The sequence below is a fragment of the Nostoc sp. EspVER01 genome (assembly GCF_034530635.1).
Classification (GTDB): domain Bacteria; phylum Cyanobacteriota; class Cyanobacteriia; order Cyanobacteriales; family Nostocaceae; genus Nostoc.
Map to the genome: position 1 here is coordinate 205,409 of NZ_JAVRCS010000003.1, position 17,165 is coordinate 222,573.

General features: G+C 42.2%; 12 protein-coding genes. 10 read left to right on the plus strand and 2 right to left on the minus strand.

The window, feature by feature from the left end:
- Positions 1-14: 14 nt before the first annotated feature.
- A complete protein-coding gene (gene glp, locus RMX69_RS04455) occupies positions 15-1,256 on the plus strand; it encodes a gephyrin-like molybdotransferase Glp (protein WP_322636637.1) in 1,242 nt (413 codons plus the stop codon).
- Between the two features lie 55 nt (positions 1,257-1,311).
- On the plus strand, positions 1,312-1,464 hold the full coding sequence (locus RMX69_RS04460) for a hypothetical protein (protein ID WP_289795687.1): 153 nt from the start codon (positions 1,312-1,314) through the stop codon (positions 1,462-1,464).
- A gap of 172 nt (positions 1,465-1,636) precedes the next feature.
- On the opposite strand, the gene RMX69_RS04465 is transcribed toward RMX69_RS04460, so the two are convergent.
- On the minus strand, positions 1,637-2,869 hold the full coding sequence (locus RMX69_RS04465; protein WP_322636638.1) for a cysteine desulfurase-like protein: 1,233 nt from the start codon (positions 2,867-2,869) through the stop codon (positions 1,637-1,639).
- 604 nt (positions 2,870-3,473) lie between these two features.
- Between RMX69_RS04465 and RMX69_RS04470 the strand changes: the two genes are divergently transcribed.
- On the plus strand, positions 3,474-3,695 hold the full coding sequence (locus tag RMX69_RS04470) for a DUF4327 family protein (protein WP_289795689.1): 222 nt from the start codon (positions 3,474-3,476) through the stop codon (positions 3,693-3,695).
- 592 nt (positions 3,696-4,287) lie between these two features.
- Here RMX69_RS04470 and RMX69_RS04475 read toward each other — a convergent pair.
- Positions 4,288-4,539 carry a hypothetical protein gene (locus tag RMX69_RS04475; RefSeq protein ID WP_289795690.1) on the minus strand — a complete coding sequence of 84 codons (252 nt, stop codon included), beginning with the start codon at positions 4,537-4,539 and terminating at the stop codon, positions 4,288-4,290.
- Between the two features lie 472 nt (positions 4,540-5,011).
- On the opposite strand from RMX69_RS04475, the gene RMX69_RS04480 reads away from it, so the two are divergent.
- From RMX69_RS04480 to RMX69_RS04510, 7 genes are all read left to right on the plus strand, one after another.
- On the plus strand, positions 5,012-7,858 hold the full coding sequence (locus RMX69_RS04480) for a PAS domain S-box protein (protein WP_322636639.1): 2,847 nt from the start codon (positions 5,012-5,014) through the stop codon (positions 7,856-7,858).
- Between the two features lie 228 nt (positions 7,859-8,086).
- The gene (locus RMX69_RS04485) at positions 8,087-8,470 is read left to right on the plus strand and encodes a beta-lactamase hydrolase domain-containing protein (RefSeq protein ID WP_289799922.1); all 384 of its coding nucleotides are present in this window, start codon (positions 8,087-8,089) and stop codon (positions 8,468-8,470) included.
- Positions 8,471-8,803: 333 nt separating this feature from the next.
- Entirely contained in the window at positions 8,804-11,236 is a 2,433-nt protein-coding gene (locus tag RMX69_RS04490) for a sucrose synthase (RefSeq protein WP_322636640.1), read from the plus strand.
- 163 nt (positions 11,237-11,399) lie between these two features.
- Entirely contained in the window at positions 11,400-14,402 is a 3,003-nt protein-coding gene (pgmB, locus tag RMX69_RS04495) for a beta-phosphoglucomutase (RefSeq protein WP_322636670.1), read from the plus strand.
- Between the two features lie 247 nt (positions 14,403-14,649).
- Positions 14,650-15,999, plus strand: a complete 1,350-nt coding sequence (locus RMX69_RS04500) for an ATP-binding protein (RefSeq protein WP_322636641.1) — start codon at positions 14,650-14,652, stop codon at positions 15,997-15,999.
- 183 nt (positions 16,000-16,182) lie between these two features.
- The gene (locus RMX69_RS04505; protein WP_289795696.1) at positions 16,183-16,620 is read left to right on the plus strand and encodes an RrF2 family transcriptional regulator; all 438 of its coding nucleotides are present in this window, start codon (positions 16,183-16,185) and stop codon (positions 16,618-16,620) included.
- Positions 16,621-16,707: 87 nt separating this feature from the next.
- Positions 16,708-17,100 (plus strand): pentapeptide repeat-containing protein, encoded by a 393-nt coding sequence (locus tag RMX69_RS04510; RefSeq protein ID WP_322636642.1) that lies wholly within the window; start codon positions 16,708-16,710, stop codon positions 17,098-17,100.
- Positions 17,101-17,165 lie beyond the last annotated feature (65 nt).

The following is a 17,165-nucleotide window of genomic DNA, read 5'->3' on the forward strand; positions in this document are numbered from 1 at the left end:
CGGAGGCGATCGCTATGTTATCAGTCAGCGATGCACAAGCAATTATTTTAAATTTGGTGCAGCCGTTGGATCGTCAACGGGATACAGAAGTTGTAGATTTATTGACAGCCGATAGTAGGATTTTGGCAACACCTGTCACCAGTCTGCTAGATTTTCCCCATTGGGATAATTCGGCAATGGATGGCTACGCAGTTCGCTACGAAGATGTACAGCACTCTAGCACTGAACAACCAGCCATTTTAGAAATTGTTGAAGAGATTCCGGCTGGGTATCAGCCCAAGTCTACGATTCAACCAGGGCAAGCCGCACGGATTTTCACTGGTGCGGTAATCCCAGCAGGTGCGGATACTGTAGTCATGCAAGAAAAGACACGCCGCGAGGAAAACCGCGTGTTTATACTGGATGCGCCAAAACCGCAAGAATTTGTCAGACACAAAGCATCTTTTTATCAAGCTGGAACACAACTACTACCAGCAGGAATTAAGTTAAATGCCTCAGAAATTGCCGTATTGGCAGCAGCACAGTGTCCGCAATTAAGTGTTTACCGCCGTCCACGTGTGGCAATTTTTTCCACTGGTGATGAGTTGGTGACAGTCGATCGACCGTTGCAACCAGGGCAAATTGTGGATTCTAATCAGTATGCGCTGGCAGCATTGGTGAGACAAAGTGGTGCAGAACCGTTAATTTTAGGCATTGTGAAAGACGATCCAGTTGCTTTGAAGAAAGTCATTGCTCACGCTATTGCGATCGCTGATATAGTTCTTTCTTCTGGTGGCGTCTCAGTGGGAGATTATGACTATGTTGACAAAATTCTAGAGTCACTAAAAGCAAAAATCTACATTCGGGCTGTACAGATAAGTCCAGGAAAACCCCTGACTGTCGCCACTTTCCCAACTCAAAATTCAGCACTATACTTTGGTTTACCAGGAAATCCTGCTGCTGTGTTGGTGACATTTTGGCGATTTGTGCTACCAGCAATCAAGAAACTTTCGGGAATTACTGAAGGTTGGGAACCAGTCTTTTTGAAAGTGCGATCGCATGAGGAATTGCGATCAAACGGCAAACGTGAAACTTACCTTTGGGGTAAATTGCATTTAATTGATGGTGTTTACGAATTTCACAAAGCTGGTGGTAGTCACAGTTCTGGCAATTTAATTAATTTAGCTCAAACCAATGCCTTAGCTGTTCTACCTGTGGGGAAAACATTAATTTCTCCACAAGAAGAGGTACAAGTTTTGCAGCTTTGTAATTCGTAATTTGTAATTAAAAACAGTTGCATAAAGGGATTTAGACACTATGTGAAAGAAAACCATGTATAGATTCGTAGGTTGGGTTGAACGGAGTGAAACCCAACAAAGCCCTGAAAATGTTGGGTTTCGTTCCTCAACCCAACCTACCCGGAGTGCTTTTTTAGGCTTAACCGAGCAGTATTGGGGAGCCGAAATATTACGAATTACGAATTAATTAACGTAAGTTCGATGCACAGGATTTTGACCTCACCCCCAGCCCCTCTCCTAACAGGAGAGGGGAGCAAAAAGCCTAATTTTTCGTTGCTCCTCCCTCTCCTCTCTTCGAGACGCTTCGCGAACGCAGGAGAGGGAGGCTGGGTGGGTGAAGTCTGTCGAATTCACGTTAATTAAAATGTCTGTTCAAAAGCCTCAATTAGGCTGTTAACTTCCTCAAGGGTGTTGTAATGCACCATACTCACCCGGACTATTCCACCTTGGGACGCTAACCCCAGGTATTCAATGAGCCGTTTAGCATAAAAGTCCCCATAGCGAATCCCAATATAATGTTGGTCAATTTTTGCGGGAATGGTTGAGCTATTTATTCCATCAACGACAAAAGATATAGTTGGTACACGGGTTTGACGGTCAGCCTTTGATTGACCAATCACTCGCACATTAGGCTTAGTGTTGAGGTAATTTAAGAGGCGATCGCTAATATGTTCTTCATGTATGCTAATTAAATCAAATGCTTGCACCATTTGATTTCTCAAATCAGATGCAGTTTCATTTCCGTAGTGCAATTGTGCTAATTCACTCAAGTAATCACATAAACCTAACATTCCATAACTTAATTCAAAATTGACATTCCCTAATTGAAATTTATAAGGTATGTCTGTCTGGTCAATAAAATAATGGTTAAGACCAGGCAATCTTAATAAATGTTCTTCTTTGCCATAAAGTAAGGCATGATGCGGCCCATAGACTTTGTAACAACTCAAAGTATAAAAATCAACATCTAAATCTTGGACATCAACTAATCTGTGGGGTGCATAAGCTACACCATCTACACAAATCATAGCGTTGCGATCGTGTACAAATGCAGCAATTTCTTTGATTGGATTGATGGTTCCCAAAACATTAGAAGCATGAGTCAATGCTACCAGTTTGGTGCTATGACTCATCAATGGTTCTAAATCTGCTAAATGAAGTTCTAAAGTATCTGGGCGAACTTTCCACACTTTAACCTTCATTCCTTGTTTTTCAAGAGCTACCCAAGCACCAATATTAGCCTCATGGTCACAATTAGTAACAATAACCTCATCACCAGGTGTAAAGGTTTGGCCCAGACACATTGAGAGAACTTTCAACATCATTGTAGTAGATGGGCCCATAACCACTTCTTTATAAGAATTGGCATTAATGAAAGTAGCCATTCCCCTAGTTGCTAAAGCCAATCGTTCTCCAGCAAGTTGAGAGATGCCATAAGAAGCTCCTAACTGGACATCTGAACTGAGGAGAAATTCGCTAATTCTATCTACTACTTTTTTCAAGGTTTGTGACCCACCGGCATTATCAAAAAAAGTCCACTCACCAGCTAGAGCCGGAAAATATTGACGAACTTTATCAAGATTCAGGAGCATAATATAAGTTTTCTAGAGAATGTTATTTACCCTAGCCTATCTTCTGACAAGTCGCCTAGAGAACATCTATATTCTCTTTTGATGTTTGTAGCTTGTTGTGCCAACCTTATTGCTCTAGACATCTGGTGAAAAAGAATGTAGAAAGATGTAGCTATGCTATGTCTCTACAAGGGTTCTAGATCATGCATATTATTTAATTTCTGGATATATCTTCTACAAGAACCTATCTAAAGAGGGTATACTTAAATCCATAAAGAGTATTTTACTATTTGTAACTATACAAGTTACACCTGCGCACCCCACTTGCTTTCATAGCAGAAAGTCTAAGAGCGAACAAGTCAGTCGGGCTGACCAACGTAGTGGCAACACTTACAAAAGGAAAAGTGGTCGGGTATTTCTGTATCTGATGTTGGTGTAGCCTCTGTCTCCGACACGCTGTTCGCGTTCGTAGAGAAGTTGAAATCTCCTGTATTTAACTTCCAGCAACTATTAATGTCTTGATTCTTCACAATTCTCGCCAATTTTATTTGATAAGTTTAAGGGAGAGTCAAAGCAACTATTGTTTTGAGTCTTAATTCCTTGATTGAAAAGAAAGGAACGACTTATGAATACTACGGTTAAATATGACATCAAGGTTATCAAGGAAGAAGCACTTCAACTTGTTAAAAAGAGACTTGTTAACCGTCAGCAGCCAATTTATACTCTCTGTAAATATATTCCTCTTCGTGACTGGGTTAATTTTGAACTTGAGTTAGAAAAAAATGAATTTCTACTCAGAGATAGAATTATCGATTTACTGAATCATGAATATTGGGAAGATGATTGAGGCTGTATAAAGCTAAACCACTATTAGCTGCATCCCAATAAAATCAAAATTACAAATTCATTTTTCAACCTTAAAAACTCTCGAATTAATCGGGGGCTATAAGCAAAAGATTATTAAAGTAAGCAATAAATCTTGATGGATGGCTGAGATGCTTGAAAAGATAAGAGAAGTATCGCTAGCGTAGCAACAATTCTCTGTTAAGCAAGTTGGCACAATAAAAACAAGCTGTGTAAAGAAAAGTAAACAAGGCTCAAGCCCTTTTTCTCCCTTCTTTATTCCAATGATAATTATTGACACCGAGCTACGGTGTACATACAAGTTTTTTAGAGTTGCCCTACAAACTTACCATTGTCCTCTGGTTCCCCTACTCTGTATGGAAATGGTTAATTAGAGGTTGCTACCTCAAGTCAGATATAGCCTAACCTCAGAAGCAACCTCACCTGTTTGGCTGTGGGTTTGAGAAAGTTTTCTGTCTTCTTTTCCTAGCTGTATCAGTTAATACCTGATATTTTGGCTAAAGTCTCACATTCTTGAGCAATTGATTACTGAAATAAAGAAAAATCATTATACTAAATGATTTCAGGAAATTGGATTACGTAGATAACTCTTCTAGCCCAATCCATTCGGTAATCGATTGCCATTGGCTTGCGTAAACAATAGTACTTCTACGTTTTTCTTGTTGAGGCTTTCTAGGTAGTTTACCCATGACAACATCAGCGAATGAACTGGATTCGTTCCAATCATAAATAGGCATTTCCTGCCAGCAGTGGCGACAAAACCAGTAAGTCTCTGCACCGCGTATATGTTCTAAAAGTAGGCTTGAGCAGCAAGGGCAGTAATTCATATTTTTCTCAAATCCTGTTCATAAAAGTGTTGTTGCAAATCAGGGCAGCTACTTGAGAAGCCCGTAAATATTTAAAACAAACTGTCTATATTTTGACTATAGTCTTTAAATATAAGGAACTTGTGAGGATAGTTGAAATACTTAATAAATTAGCAAAACTTATACATATTTCTTAAGTAATACTTTCAGGCTGATTTAGCGGTTTTTTCGCAAAATCCTCAAATTATATTCAGATAAATTACAGGAAGATCACTATAATTGACAAATTAACCATAAGATTCAACGAGCAACTGCTTAAATTAGCTAGCTTAAATCATGTTATTAATTATTCTCTATGATCGATTAGCCCTGATAGTTTTTTAGTCGATATTGTCTTGAACAGTCAGAAAATATTCAGCCAATTGAGATAGAGTAAGTCCGCAGCCAAAGTCAAAATAATTTAAAATCATGGGTTGAGGCACAATCGGCTCAAATGATGCAAGTTAATCAGGAACTTCAACAAGCCCTCGAAGAACTCCGGGTTGTGAAAGAAAAACTGCACCAAGCTTACGAGGAGTTAGAACAACGAGTGACGGAACGGACAGCAGAACTTGTGATGTCTAACGTCCTGTTGCAACAAGAAATTATTGAACGCGAAAGGGCAGAAGCGGCGTTACGGCAGAGCGAAAACCTCTATCGCCAACTTGTGGAAAGCCAAACTGATTTAATTATTCGCATTGATTTGCAGGGGCAAATTACCTTTGGCAATGTGGCAGCTTGTCAAACCTTCGGCTGGAAACAAGATGAGTTTCGTGGTCAGTCATATTTCCAGTTTCTTCATCCAGATGACTTGCCTCACGTGATGGAAAGTATCACAGCTTTAGGATCTTCATCCCATTCCTTGACTAATTATGAGCGATGTGCATTGACAGTCAACGGTATTCGCTGGTTTCAATGGAATGCGATCGCAATTCATAATGACAAAGGAGAGGTTGTTGAAATACAACTGGTAGGCAGAGATATTACCGAACAGCAAGCTGCGTTACACGACCGCCAACTTGCCGAAGCAGCACTACACCAAAGTGAGGAGAAATTTCGCACTTTTTCCGAAAATACCCACGCAGTGATCTGGATTGGTAGCGCAGATTCATTCTACCCTTTGTACATTAGTCCTGCTTATGAGAAGATTTGGGGTCGATCTTCCCAAGGTTTATTTGAGCAGCCAATATCTTGGGTAGACACAGTTCATCCAGACGATCGCGATCGCGCTACCCAATCAATTAAGCAACTACTTAGTGGCAGTCAATCCATTTCAGCAGAATATCGGATTTTGCGACCTGACGGATCGATCCGCTGGATTTGGAATCGGGGCTTTGCTGTCTATGACGACCAAGGGAAAGTTAACTACTATGGTGGCATTGCTGAAGATATCACCGAGCGCAAGCTGGCTGAAGAGTCACTGCGGGAAAGTGAAGCGCGATTGAGTTTAGCGACTGAAGCTGTCCAAATAGGCATATGGGATCGGAACCTGATCACCAATACTTGTGTTTGGTCTGCCAATATGGGGCTACTTTATGGTCTGCCGAGCAATACCTTGTGTCCAACCGTTGAAGACTATTTCAATTTAATCCATCCAGCAGATCGCGAATCTGTAGCTGCGACTATAGCTCGCATGATTGAGGAAGGAAAGGGATCTATAGAGTATCGAATTATCTGGCCCGACGGCAGCCTACACTGGTTAAACTGCAAAGGTCAGGTCTACTATAACGAAATCGGTGAGCCGATCCGGATCATCGGTACAAATAGGGATATCACCGAGCGGAAGCTGGCGGAACAAAAAATCTCCGAACAAGCCGCTCTACTTGATATCGCTACCGATGCCATATTAGTTCGAGATTTCCAGTCTCAAATCTTATTCTGGAATAAAGGTGCAGAGCGGATGTATGGTTGGCTTTCTACAGAGGTTATTGGCAAAGACCTCTACGAGATTTTATACCCAGTTGGAATTCACCAGCAATTGCAAGAACCACTAAAAAGCGTAATTGAGAGTGGCTCGTGGCAAGGTGAGTTACATAAAGTTACAAAATCCGGTCAGAAAATTATTGTGGAAAGCCGTTGGACATTGATGCGCGATTCTGCCGGAGATCCCAAATCCATCCTGACTGTTGACACTGACATCACCCAAAAGAAACAACTCGAAGAGCAGTTTTTTCGCACCCAGCGATTGGAAAGCCTTGGTACCCTTGCAGGTGGTATTGCCCACGACTTGAACAATATATTGACGCCTATTTTGGCAGCTGCTCAATTATTACAGGGAAAATTTTTCCAAGACGAGGAGCGTTCTGGGCAATTGCTGAGACTGATAGAAAGCAACGCCAAACGCGGAGCAGCTTTAGTGAAGCAAGTCTTATCCTTTGCACGGGGATATAAAGGAGAGCCGACAATTATTCAAGTCCAGTATCTAATTTCAGAAATTATCCAAATTGCTAAACAGACATTTCCCAAATCTATTGAATTTTCCACCATTATCCCAGAAGATATTTGCGCGATCGCTGGGGATACTACACAACTACATCAAGTGTTAATGAATCTGTTAGTAAACGCCCGCGATGCTTTACCAGATGGTGGCAATATCAATATTTCTGTGGAAAATAAGTTTATTGATGAAGCTTATACCAGAATGAATCTTGATGCCAAGGTTGGGCATTATATTGTGATTACCGTTACCGATAACGGAATTGGGATACCGCCAAAAATATTAGATAGAATTTTTGAGCCATTTTTCACCACAAAAGAGGTCAACAAAGGTACGGGACTTGGACTTTCAACAGCGTTGGGCATCATTAGAAGCCATGACGGTTTTATTAAAGTGTCTAGCAATGTCGGTAGAGGCAGCAAGTTTGACCTGTTTTTACCAGCTGTAGAAGCAACCCACTCATTTAAGATAGAAGACCTGGATTTGCTCCCAGGAGAGGGAGAATTGATTTTAGTTGTAGATGATGAAGCTCAAATTCGGGAAATTACCACAATCATTCTAGAAAATCATAACTATAAGATACTCACTGCTAGTAATGGCATTGAGGCGATCGCACTTTATGCCCAACACAAGCATCAAATCAATGCTGTGTTGATGGATCTAATGATGCCAGAAATGGATGGAATCACCGCTATTCGCACCTTGCGAAAAATGAACAACCAGCTTCAAATTATTGCCTGTAGCGGGCTGAACTCAATGGAAGTGTTTGCTCAAGCTGCTGATGTTAATGTGCAAGTAGTTTTATCTAAACCCTATACGGCCAGAGAATTATTGAACAGTTTACACCACCTATTTAGAGGGTAGTAAAGAGAAGGGGAGCATACTTCTCTACGAGAGGCTGCACTTCTCTACGAGACGCTCCGCGAACGACTACGCTCTGTTACCACGCCAACGGCTACGCTCAGTAACCAGGGGAGCAGGGGAGTAAGTTTTTTGCTCTGCCTCTTGTGCCCAATTCCTCACAAGATCTTCAAATTGTTTTCTTAAATTCAGAGTGTGGATAATATTGGCAAAATGGGGTTAATCTGGCTGATGAATATTGTTAGGAAGATTAATGATAACTTAGCGATCGCTGGGCAAATTACACTAGATCAACTGGGACAAATAGCTGATGAGGGTTATAAGTCTGTACTGAACCTACGTTTACCCGACGAAATAGACTTGCTGGCTAATGAGCAGGAGAAGACTGAGCTTTTGGGATTGTATTACGTTAATATCCCAACTAAACCTGAAGACATTAATCATCAAGGTATGCTCCAGATATATCAGATTATCACTGAACTACCCAAACCGATTCTGATACATTGTGATAATTCAATTCGTTCAGCTGCAATAGTATTGTTGTATATCGCCCTCAAACAAGGCATAGCATTTGAAAAAGCACTGCAAAAAGTTATTAATTTAGGCTTGATATAAGACTAGTACCGCAAGGCGGAAGTCAAAAGTTAAAAGTCAAAAGAATTATATTCCAAGCTGACTTGCGATCGCTCCAATTTTGCTTTAGTACTTAATTGAATAAAATAGTGTTTTATACCTGATTAAGAAAGAAACTCGTTCAATAATTTTCCCTTGTCTGCCTTCCCACTTTCTCATCCCACAGATTTGCAGTTCTCACAGCCTTTCATCCCAGAGCTAGACGCGAAAATTTTTATAGTAATTTACGATCATTTGGGGAATATACCTCAGCAAACCGAAAACTGGAAAGAAAAATGAGGTAGTTACCTAGCTAAATTTCTGGAATTCGTCATCATGTATGAACTAGTTCAAGCTCTCTCCAACGGTGATGAAAAAACTGCTCTACATCAGTTGATTTATGCGTTGAGTATTTCAGGTAAGCATTACTTCCTAAGAAACGAGATTTTGCAAGCTTTTGCTGATTACTGTCATCAATCCCAAAAGCCAGCTTATTTTTACTACTCTTCTTCTGTTGGCAAACTAATACAATATACCCACGAAATAATTCTCGAAGAGGAAAGTACTTGGTTCGTGATTCGACCGAGGATTGCTAATCAAGAAGTTTGGCAACTGACAGCCGATTTTAGCAGGTTCGAGCAGATGACGCCTCAAGCCCTGTTAGATGTGAGAGATCGTCTAGTCAACCGCTACCAACCCCATATTCTGGAAATCGACCTCCACCCCTTCTATGAGAGTTCTCCAAGAATTGACGACGCGAGAAATATTGGTCAAGGTTTAGCCTTTCTCAATCGTTACCTGTGCAATCAATTGTTGACTGACTCTGAATATTGGGTAGAAATGTTATTTAAAGCATTACATAGGCTGCAATGCAATGGTATTCGCCTATTGTTGAGCGATCGCATTTCTTCCGGTATCGAGTTAGCCAAACAAATTAAGCTAGCGCTCAAATTCCTGAGTGAGCGATCGCCTGATGAACCTTATGAAAAATTCCGCTTTGACCTCCAAGAACTCGGCTTTGAGCCGGGTTGGGGTAACACTGCGGCGCGAGTCTCCGAAACTTTAGAACTTCTCGATCGACTTATTTACTCCCCAGAACCCGGCATTTTAGAAACATTTGTAGCCCGCGTCCCCGCCGTCTTTCGCGTCGTCCTTGTTTCCGTCCACGGCTGGGTGGGACAGGAAGATGTTTTGGGAAGAGATGAAACACTCGGTCAAGTTATCTACGTCCTCGAACAAGCTCGCAGTCTAGAAAACGAACTACGCGAACAAATCAAACTCGCTGGACTCGACCAACTAGGCATTAAACCCCATGTAATTATTCTGACTCGATTAATTCCTAACTGTGAAGGCACATTTTGTAACCTGCCCTTAGAAAAAGTCCAAGATACCGAAAATGCTTGGATATTGCGCGTTCCTTTTGGTGAATTCAATCCAGAAATTACGAATAATTGGATTTCTAAATTTGATATTTGGCCCTATTTAGAGCAATTTGCTGTAGATGCAGAAAGAGAATTACTAGCTCATTTCCAAGGCAAGCCTAATTTAGTTGTTGGCAATTACAGCGACGGTAACTTAGTGGCCTTTCTGCTATCTCGCCGCATGAAAGTCACCCAGTGTAACATTGCCCATTCTTTGGAAAAGCCTAAATATCTATTTAGCAATTTATATTGGCAAGATTTAGAAGATAAATATCATTTCTCGGCACAATTCACCGCAGATTTGATTAGCATGAATGCAGCTGACTTTATCATCACATCGTCCTATCAAGAAATTGTTGGCACGCCCGACACTATAGGTCAATATGAGTCATATAAGTGGTTTACGATGCCACAGTTGTATCATGTAGTTGATGGCATTGATTTGTTTAGTCCTAAATTTAACTTAGTGCCGCCGGGAGTAAATGAAAATATTTTCTTTCCCTACAGCCAAAAAGAAAACCGAGATTCTAAACTTTGTACAGAAGTCCACGACTTACTTTTTACCCGCGAAGATCCACAAATTCTTGGTCATTTAGAATGCCCCAATAATCGACCAATCTTTGCTCTTGATACTATCAATTCAATCAAAAACTTCACTGGTCTAGCTGAATGTTTTGGTAAAAGTCAGGCATTGCAAGAGCGTTGTAACCTGATTCTCTTAACTACTAAACTGCATTTACACGAAGCTAGCAACCCAGAAGAAGCAGAAGAAATTCAAAAACTCCACGACATTATCGATCAATATAATCTCGATGGCAAGATTCGCTGGGTGGGAATGCGTGTCCCTAGCAAGGAGATCGGCGAAGCCTACCGAGTAGTTGCCGATTCTCAGGGAATTTATGTCCATTTTGCCCTTTTTGAATCCTTTGGTCGGAGTATTTTGGAAGCGATGATTTCTGGCTTGCCAACTTTTGCTACTCAATTTGGCGGTTCTTTAGAAATTATCGAGAACAAAGAAAACCAATTTAATGTTAATCCTACAGATTTAGAAGGAACAGCAACGAAAATTTTAGACTTCCTTGAACAATGCGATTCTCATGCTGAATACTGGTACGAAGTTTCCGAATGGATGAGTCAACGAATTCATCACAAATACAATTGGCATTTACATAGCAATCAATTACTACTGCTTGCGAAAATGTTTAGTTTTTGGAACTTTGTTGCTCCCGAAAATAACGAAGCTAGAGATCGCTACATGGAAACCTTATTTCATCTCATTTATAAACCCAGAGTCGAAAAGATTTTGGAAAAGCATCAGGGAATGGGGAGTGGAAGAGCAGATGAGTAATGAGTAATGAGTAATGAGTAATGAGTTGGAGCAGGGAAGCAGGGGAGCAGGGGGAGAATAACTCCTAACTCCTAACTCATTACTCCTAACTCATTACTCAGCACTCCTAACGCCCAATGCCCCATTCCCAATGCCCAATGCCCAATTCCCCAATCTCCAATTTATGCAAACAAAAGGTCGTTCTCGCCATTTTATCTACACAGACTGGATATTAATCGAAACCCAGTTTGACTCTGAGCAATTGCACTCCAAAGAAACCGTCTTTACAATCGGCAACGGATACCTAGGAACAAGAGGCAGTTTTGAGGAAGGTTATCCTCATGCATTGCCAGCTACTTTTATCCACGGTGTCTATGATGATGTGCCTGTGGTATACACTGAACTAGTAAATTGCCCTGACTGGCTACCCTTGATAGTGATTGTAAATGGCGATCGCTTCCGTCTCGATCAAGGTGAGATATTGAGCTACGATCGCCAGCTTGATTTACGCCAAGGACTACTGATTCGGGCCGTGCGTTGGCGCTCTCCCAATGGAAACACCATAGATATCAGCTTTGAACGCTTTGCTAGTCTTGCAGATCCGCACGTGTTGGCGCTACGCTGCCATTTAACACCAATAGATTTTGAGGGGTTAATCGAAGTTCAAGCTAGCATCAATGGCTATCCCGAAAATCAGGGTTTCAATCACTGGGAAGAATTAGATCAGGGCAAGACTAACCAAGGAATCTGGTTGCAACGCCGCACGCGCAACTCTCGAATTGAACTCGGTATGGCAGCTAAGGTGACAATATTAGGCACTGAAGCATCTTTGCAAGTTAATACCGCACCTGGTTATCCTACCTTGAGTACGACCTTCTTGGCTAAAGCACAGCAGACTGTGACGGTGGAAAAACTTGTGACAGTTTTTACCTCACGGGAGATTGAAGCACCAGTTCCAGCAGCTCAAGAAAAACTCGCACAACTGCCAGATTATGCAACATTACTAAAAGCCAATGAGCAAGCATGGGATGAGGTTTGGCAGCAAAGTGACATCCTGATTGAGGGGGATAGCATAGCTACTTTTGCTGTTCGCTACAATCTGTTTCAACTGCTGATTGCTGCCCCACGGGATGATGATAGGGTGAGCATTCCTGCTAAAACCCTTTCGGGGTTTGGCTATCGCGGTCATATTTTTTGGGATACAGAAATTTTTATGCAACCCCTATTTCTGTTTACTCAACCAGCGATCGCTCGCAATTTACTCAGTTACCGTTGGCACACCTTACCAGGAGCTAGACGTAAGGCAGTCCATTACGGCTATAGAGGGGCTATGTTTGCCTGGGAAAGTGCTGATACCGGAGATGAAGTAACACCGCGTTGGGCTATTGGTAGTGATTTTTATGGTGAAGACGTGCGGATTTGGTGCCGCGATCGCGAAATTCATATCAATGCAGATATCCCCTATGCAATTTGGAATTACTGGCAAGCCACTGGTGATGATGACTGGATGCAAAAGTGCGGTGCAGAGGTGATTTTGGATGCCGCCATTTTTTGGAGTAGCCGAGTCGAATTCAATTCTGAGCGCGAACAGTATGAAATTCGAGGAGTAATCGGAGCGGATGAATACCATGAATTAGTCCACAACAACGCCTTTACAAACCGGATGGCGCAATGGCATTTAGAAAAAGCGATCGCCGTCTATGATTGGTTGGCTGACAAATTCCCCGAACGAGCCATCGAACTAGAACAGAAACTAAAGCTGACCCCAGAGGAGCGAACGCACTGGCAAGATATCATCGCCAAAATATTGTTTTTCTATGACCCATCAACAGGACTAATCGAGCAGTGCGAGGGATTTTTCCAATTGGAAGATATCAACTTAGCAGATTATGAACCACGCGATCGCTCCATGCAACCGATCTTGGGTATTGATAAAACCAACAAATCTCAAGTACTCAAACAGCCAGACGTATTAATGCTCCTATATTTAATGCGGGAATCAGCAGATTTTCCCTACAACGAAAAAGCATTGCAGACAAACTGGGACTACTACGCACCCCGCACTGATATTACTTATGGTTCGTCCCTTGGGCCAGCAGTTCAAGCCATTTTAGCTTCCGATTTGGGCAAATCAACTGAAGCTTACGAACAATTTATGCGGGCGTTAATGGTGGATCTTGAAGATAACCGAGGTAATACCAACGATGGAATTCACGGCGCTAGTGCTGGTGGGATTTGGCAAGCTGTAGTTTTTGGATTCGGCGGCATCCAATTAAATGAAAATGGCCCTGTAGCCAACCCCCACCTACCCCCTGGCTGGACGCGCCTAAAGTTTAAACTGCACTGGCGTGGGAAATGGCATGACTTCGATTTGCATGAGGAACTGGGGACAAATGAGCCGGGGAGCAGGGGAGTAGGGGAGCAGGGGAGCGGGGGAGAAGTTGGAGTAAGTTTTTCCCCTCTGCCCCTCTGCTCCTCTGCACCTCTGCCTCTTGTGCCCGATGCCCCATCTCCCATGCCCAACATCCAAGGATTCATCTTCGATTTAGATGGTGTGCTAACAGATACAGCAGAACTTCACTATCTAGCTTGGCAGAAGCTAGCTGATGAAGAGGGTATACCATTTAATCGGGAAGCTAATGAAGCCTTGCGGGGTGTATCCCGTCGTGCTTCCCTGATGCTGATTGTTGGGGATAGACCGTATTCGGAAGCACAAATCGAGGAGATGATGGAGCGTAAGAATCGCTACTATGTCGAATTGATCCAAAACATGACACCCCAGGATTTGTTGCCAGGTGCGATCGCTCTATTGGATGAATTGCGGCAAGCTGATATTAAGATCGGTATTGGTTCAGCGAGTAAAAATGCCCGCCCAGTGTTAGAGCGATTGGGCATTGTGGACAAAGTAGATGCGATCGCTGATGGTTACAGCGTACAAGAACCCAAGCCAGCACCCGATTTATTTCTGTACGCAGCCAAGCAGCTAGGAATCGAACCAGCGCAATCTGTGGTTGTAGAAGATGCCGCAGCCGGTGTCGAAGCTGCTCTAGCTGCTGGGATGTGGGCAGTAGGACTCGGCCCTGTTGAGCGAGTTGGAGCCGCTCATATTGTTTTACCCAGCCTAGAAGATATTAAATGGGCTGACCTTAGAGAGCAATTGAATAACATTTCCAAACGAAAACATTAGACTTCTTGCAGAAGTTGGGTAAAGGGTAAGGGGAAAAGGGGAAAGGGATAGAATTAACATTACCCTTTAACCTTTCCCCCTTTCCCCAAAACCCGACAAGTATTGTATTAAGTCCTAATCACCCCAAAAAACTAAAACTACCTAAAACTACACTGAAATTGCTGATAACTGCTAAACTCCAAAAGCTAAGATCGTCTAAGTAGGGAATCTAAAACAAAACCCCACTTTAGAAATTAGGAGCAAGAGCGTGAATTTGGACGATTTAGCTTTGCAGATAGAGAACATGCGTAAGCGCGTCGCCCTCTTGCAACGCCAAAGTGAACAGCAAGAAGCACAAGCAGATATTCAACTCGTTACCCCAGTATTCCAAGAAGTTTACCTAGCTTTGGAAGAACTCCAACTAGTGAATGAAGATTTAAAGCAGCAGAATGAAGAATTATCCAAAACTCAACAGGCTTTGGTAGCAGAAGGTCAACGCTACCAAGAATTATTTGAGGAAGTACCAGACGCTTATTTTGTGACTGATACAAAAGGGATAATTCAGGAAGCTAACTCAGCCGCCACCACTCTGCTTAACATTTCCAAAAGTTTGTTGTTGGGTAAATCCATAGGGATTTTTGTGCTTGAGAAAGAAGTAATTGCTTTTCATTTGAAACTAACTCATCTGCGCGATCGCACCCAATTCCCAGACTGGAAAATGCAAGAGTGGGAAGTAACCCTGCGGCCGCATGACAAAACACCTATTATGGCTGCGGTTAAGGTTGCTGCTGTCCGTAATCAATCTAGTGAGTTAGTTAGTCTGCACTGGCTATTGCGGGATATTAGCGAAAGCAAGCGAACCCAAGCCAAGCTGCAATGGGCAGAAGAGGCGATGCGACAAGCACTTGCCAAAGAAAGGGAGTTTAGCGAACTTAAATCCCGCTTGCTCACCATCACTTCCCATGAGTTTCGCACCCCTTTGGCTACCATCCACTCTTCTGCGGAACTACTAGAACATTATCGCCACCTCTGGAGCGAGGAGCGACAACAGATCCACCTGCGTCGTATTCAAGCATCCGTGATGCATATAACCCAGTTGTTGAATGATTTATTAGTACTGAGTCAGGATGAAACAGGCAAGTTAGACTTTAATCCAACACCCATAAATTTAGTGGAATTTTGCCGCGATTTATTAGAAGAATTACAACAGAGCGATCGCTCACAACATGCGATCGTTTTTAGTAGTGAGTGCCCATGTACATCAGCTAATTTAGACGCCAAACTACTGCGCCAAATCTTAAGTAATTTATTCTCAAATTGTCTAAAATACTCTCCCATTGGCAGTACAGTTAGGTTTTCTGTAACCACTGCCAACGAGCAAGCTATATTCCAGACTCAAGACTCTGGTATTGGCATTCCCGCTGCTGACATTGAACACATCTTTGAACCCTTCCATCGCGCCAGTAATACAGCCAATATCCCAGGAATGGGATTGGGGATGTCCATCGTCAAGCAGGCTGTAGATTTACATGGCGGCGAGATGACAGTTGAAAGTGCGATCGGTACGGGAACTACCTTTACAGTCATTCTGCCATTTTCAATAAATTTCCATGTATAGCTAATCAATCACTTTTATTTATTGAATTTAGAAAAAAAAGTAATTGCTTGTATGCTGGAAGGTCTTTAAAGTAGAGTTAGCCGGTCAACAATGAGTTGATTGTAAAGTTTTTCTTTGCAGTAGCTTAGGGAAACGAATTCAAAGACTTTGTATCTTTAAATATGAGCTTAAAATATTACGCCTGTGGTAATCTCTAACAAATCAGAATACGCACTTCTAGCCCTGTTAGAGTTAGCAACCTGCTACCCTAACGGTGAAGCCCTACAAATTCGAGAAATAGCGGCCTTGCAAGATATCCCAAACCGCTATTTAGAACAACTCCTAGCGACATTAAGACGTGGAGGTTTAATTAAGAGTATACGCGGAGCCAAAGGTGGCTATGTTCTGGCACGAGATCCTGGAAAGATTACAGTGTTGGATGCTTTTAGCTGCATGGAAGGATCAGATATTGTTGTCTCTCCTTCTGAGCCGACTCCCAACACGGTAGAAGGTGAGCTAATTCAGGAAGTTTGGCAAGAAGCACGTCAAGCTGCTAACTCCGTTTTGGAAAAATATACACTCCAAGACCTTTGTGAAAGAAGATCGATCCGAGAACAGAAGGAGCTAATGTATTACATTTAACAAGGATGGCCAAATAATTACTAATTTGTAATTCGTAATTAAAAAGGGAAGATGAAAGTAATAACGAGCAATCTGTGACGCTGTTATATGCCTGAAGTCAATTTTCAACAGCCTATAAATAGTGCCGCTACTCTCGTGGAGAGTTATGCAGCAGGAAAACGGAACTTTAGTAAAGCAGAACTGGGTAATGCTGATTTGCAAGGTATTAACTTGAAAGGATCTGACCTGAGTTATGCTGACCTGAGTGAAGCTAACCTGAGTAGCGCTAATTTGAGGGGAACTGATTTGAGCTTTGCCGATCTTAGTCAAGCTAATCTGAAGGATGCCGATCTTAGGGGAGCATTATTGATGTCAGCGAATCTCCGCCAAGCCGCTCTCAAAGGAGCAAACCTGGAAAAAGCAGACTGCGATCGCAACACCCATTTTCCCCAAGATTTCGACCCGGTGAAAGCGGGTGTGCAGATTAAGTTTGAAGATTGATTAATTTAAGTTGAGCGATCGCACTGGCCTCAAGATAGAAGATATTTCTCTCAAAAGAGTTGTAT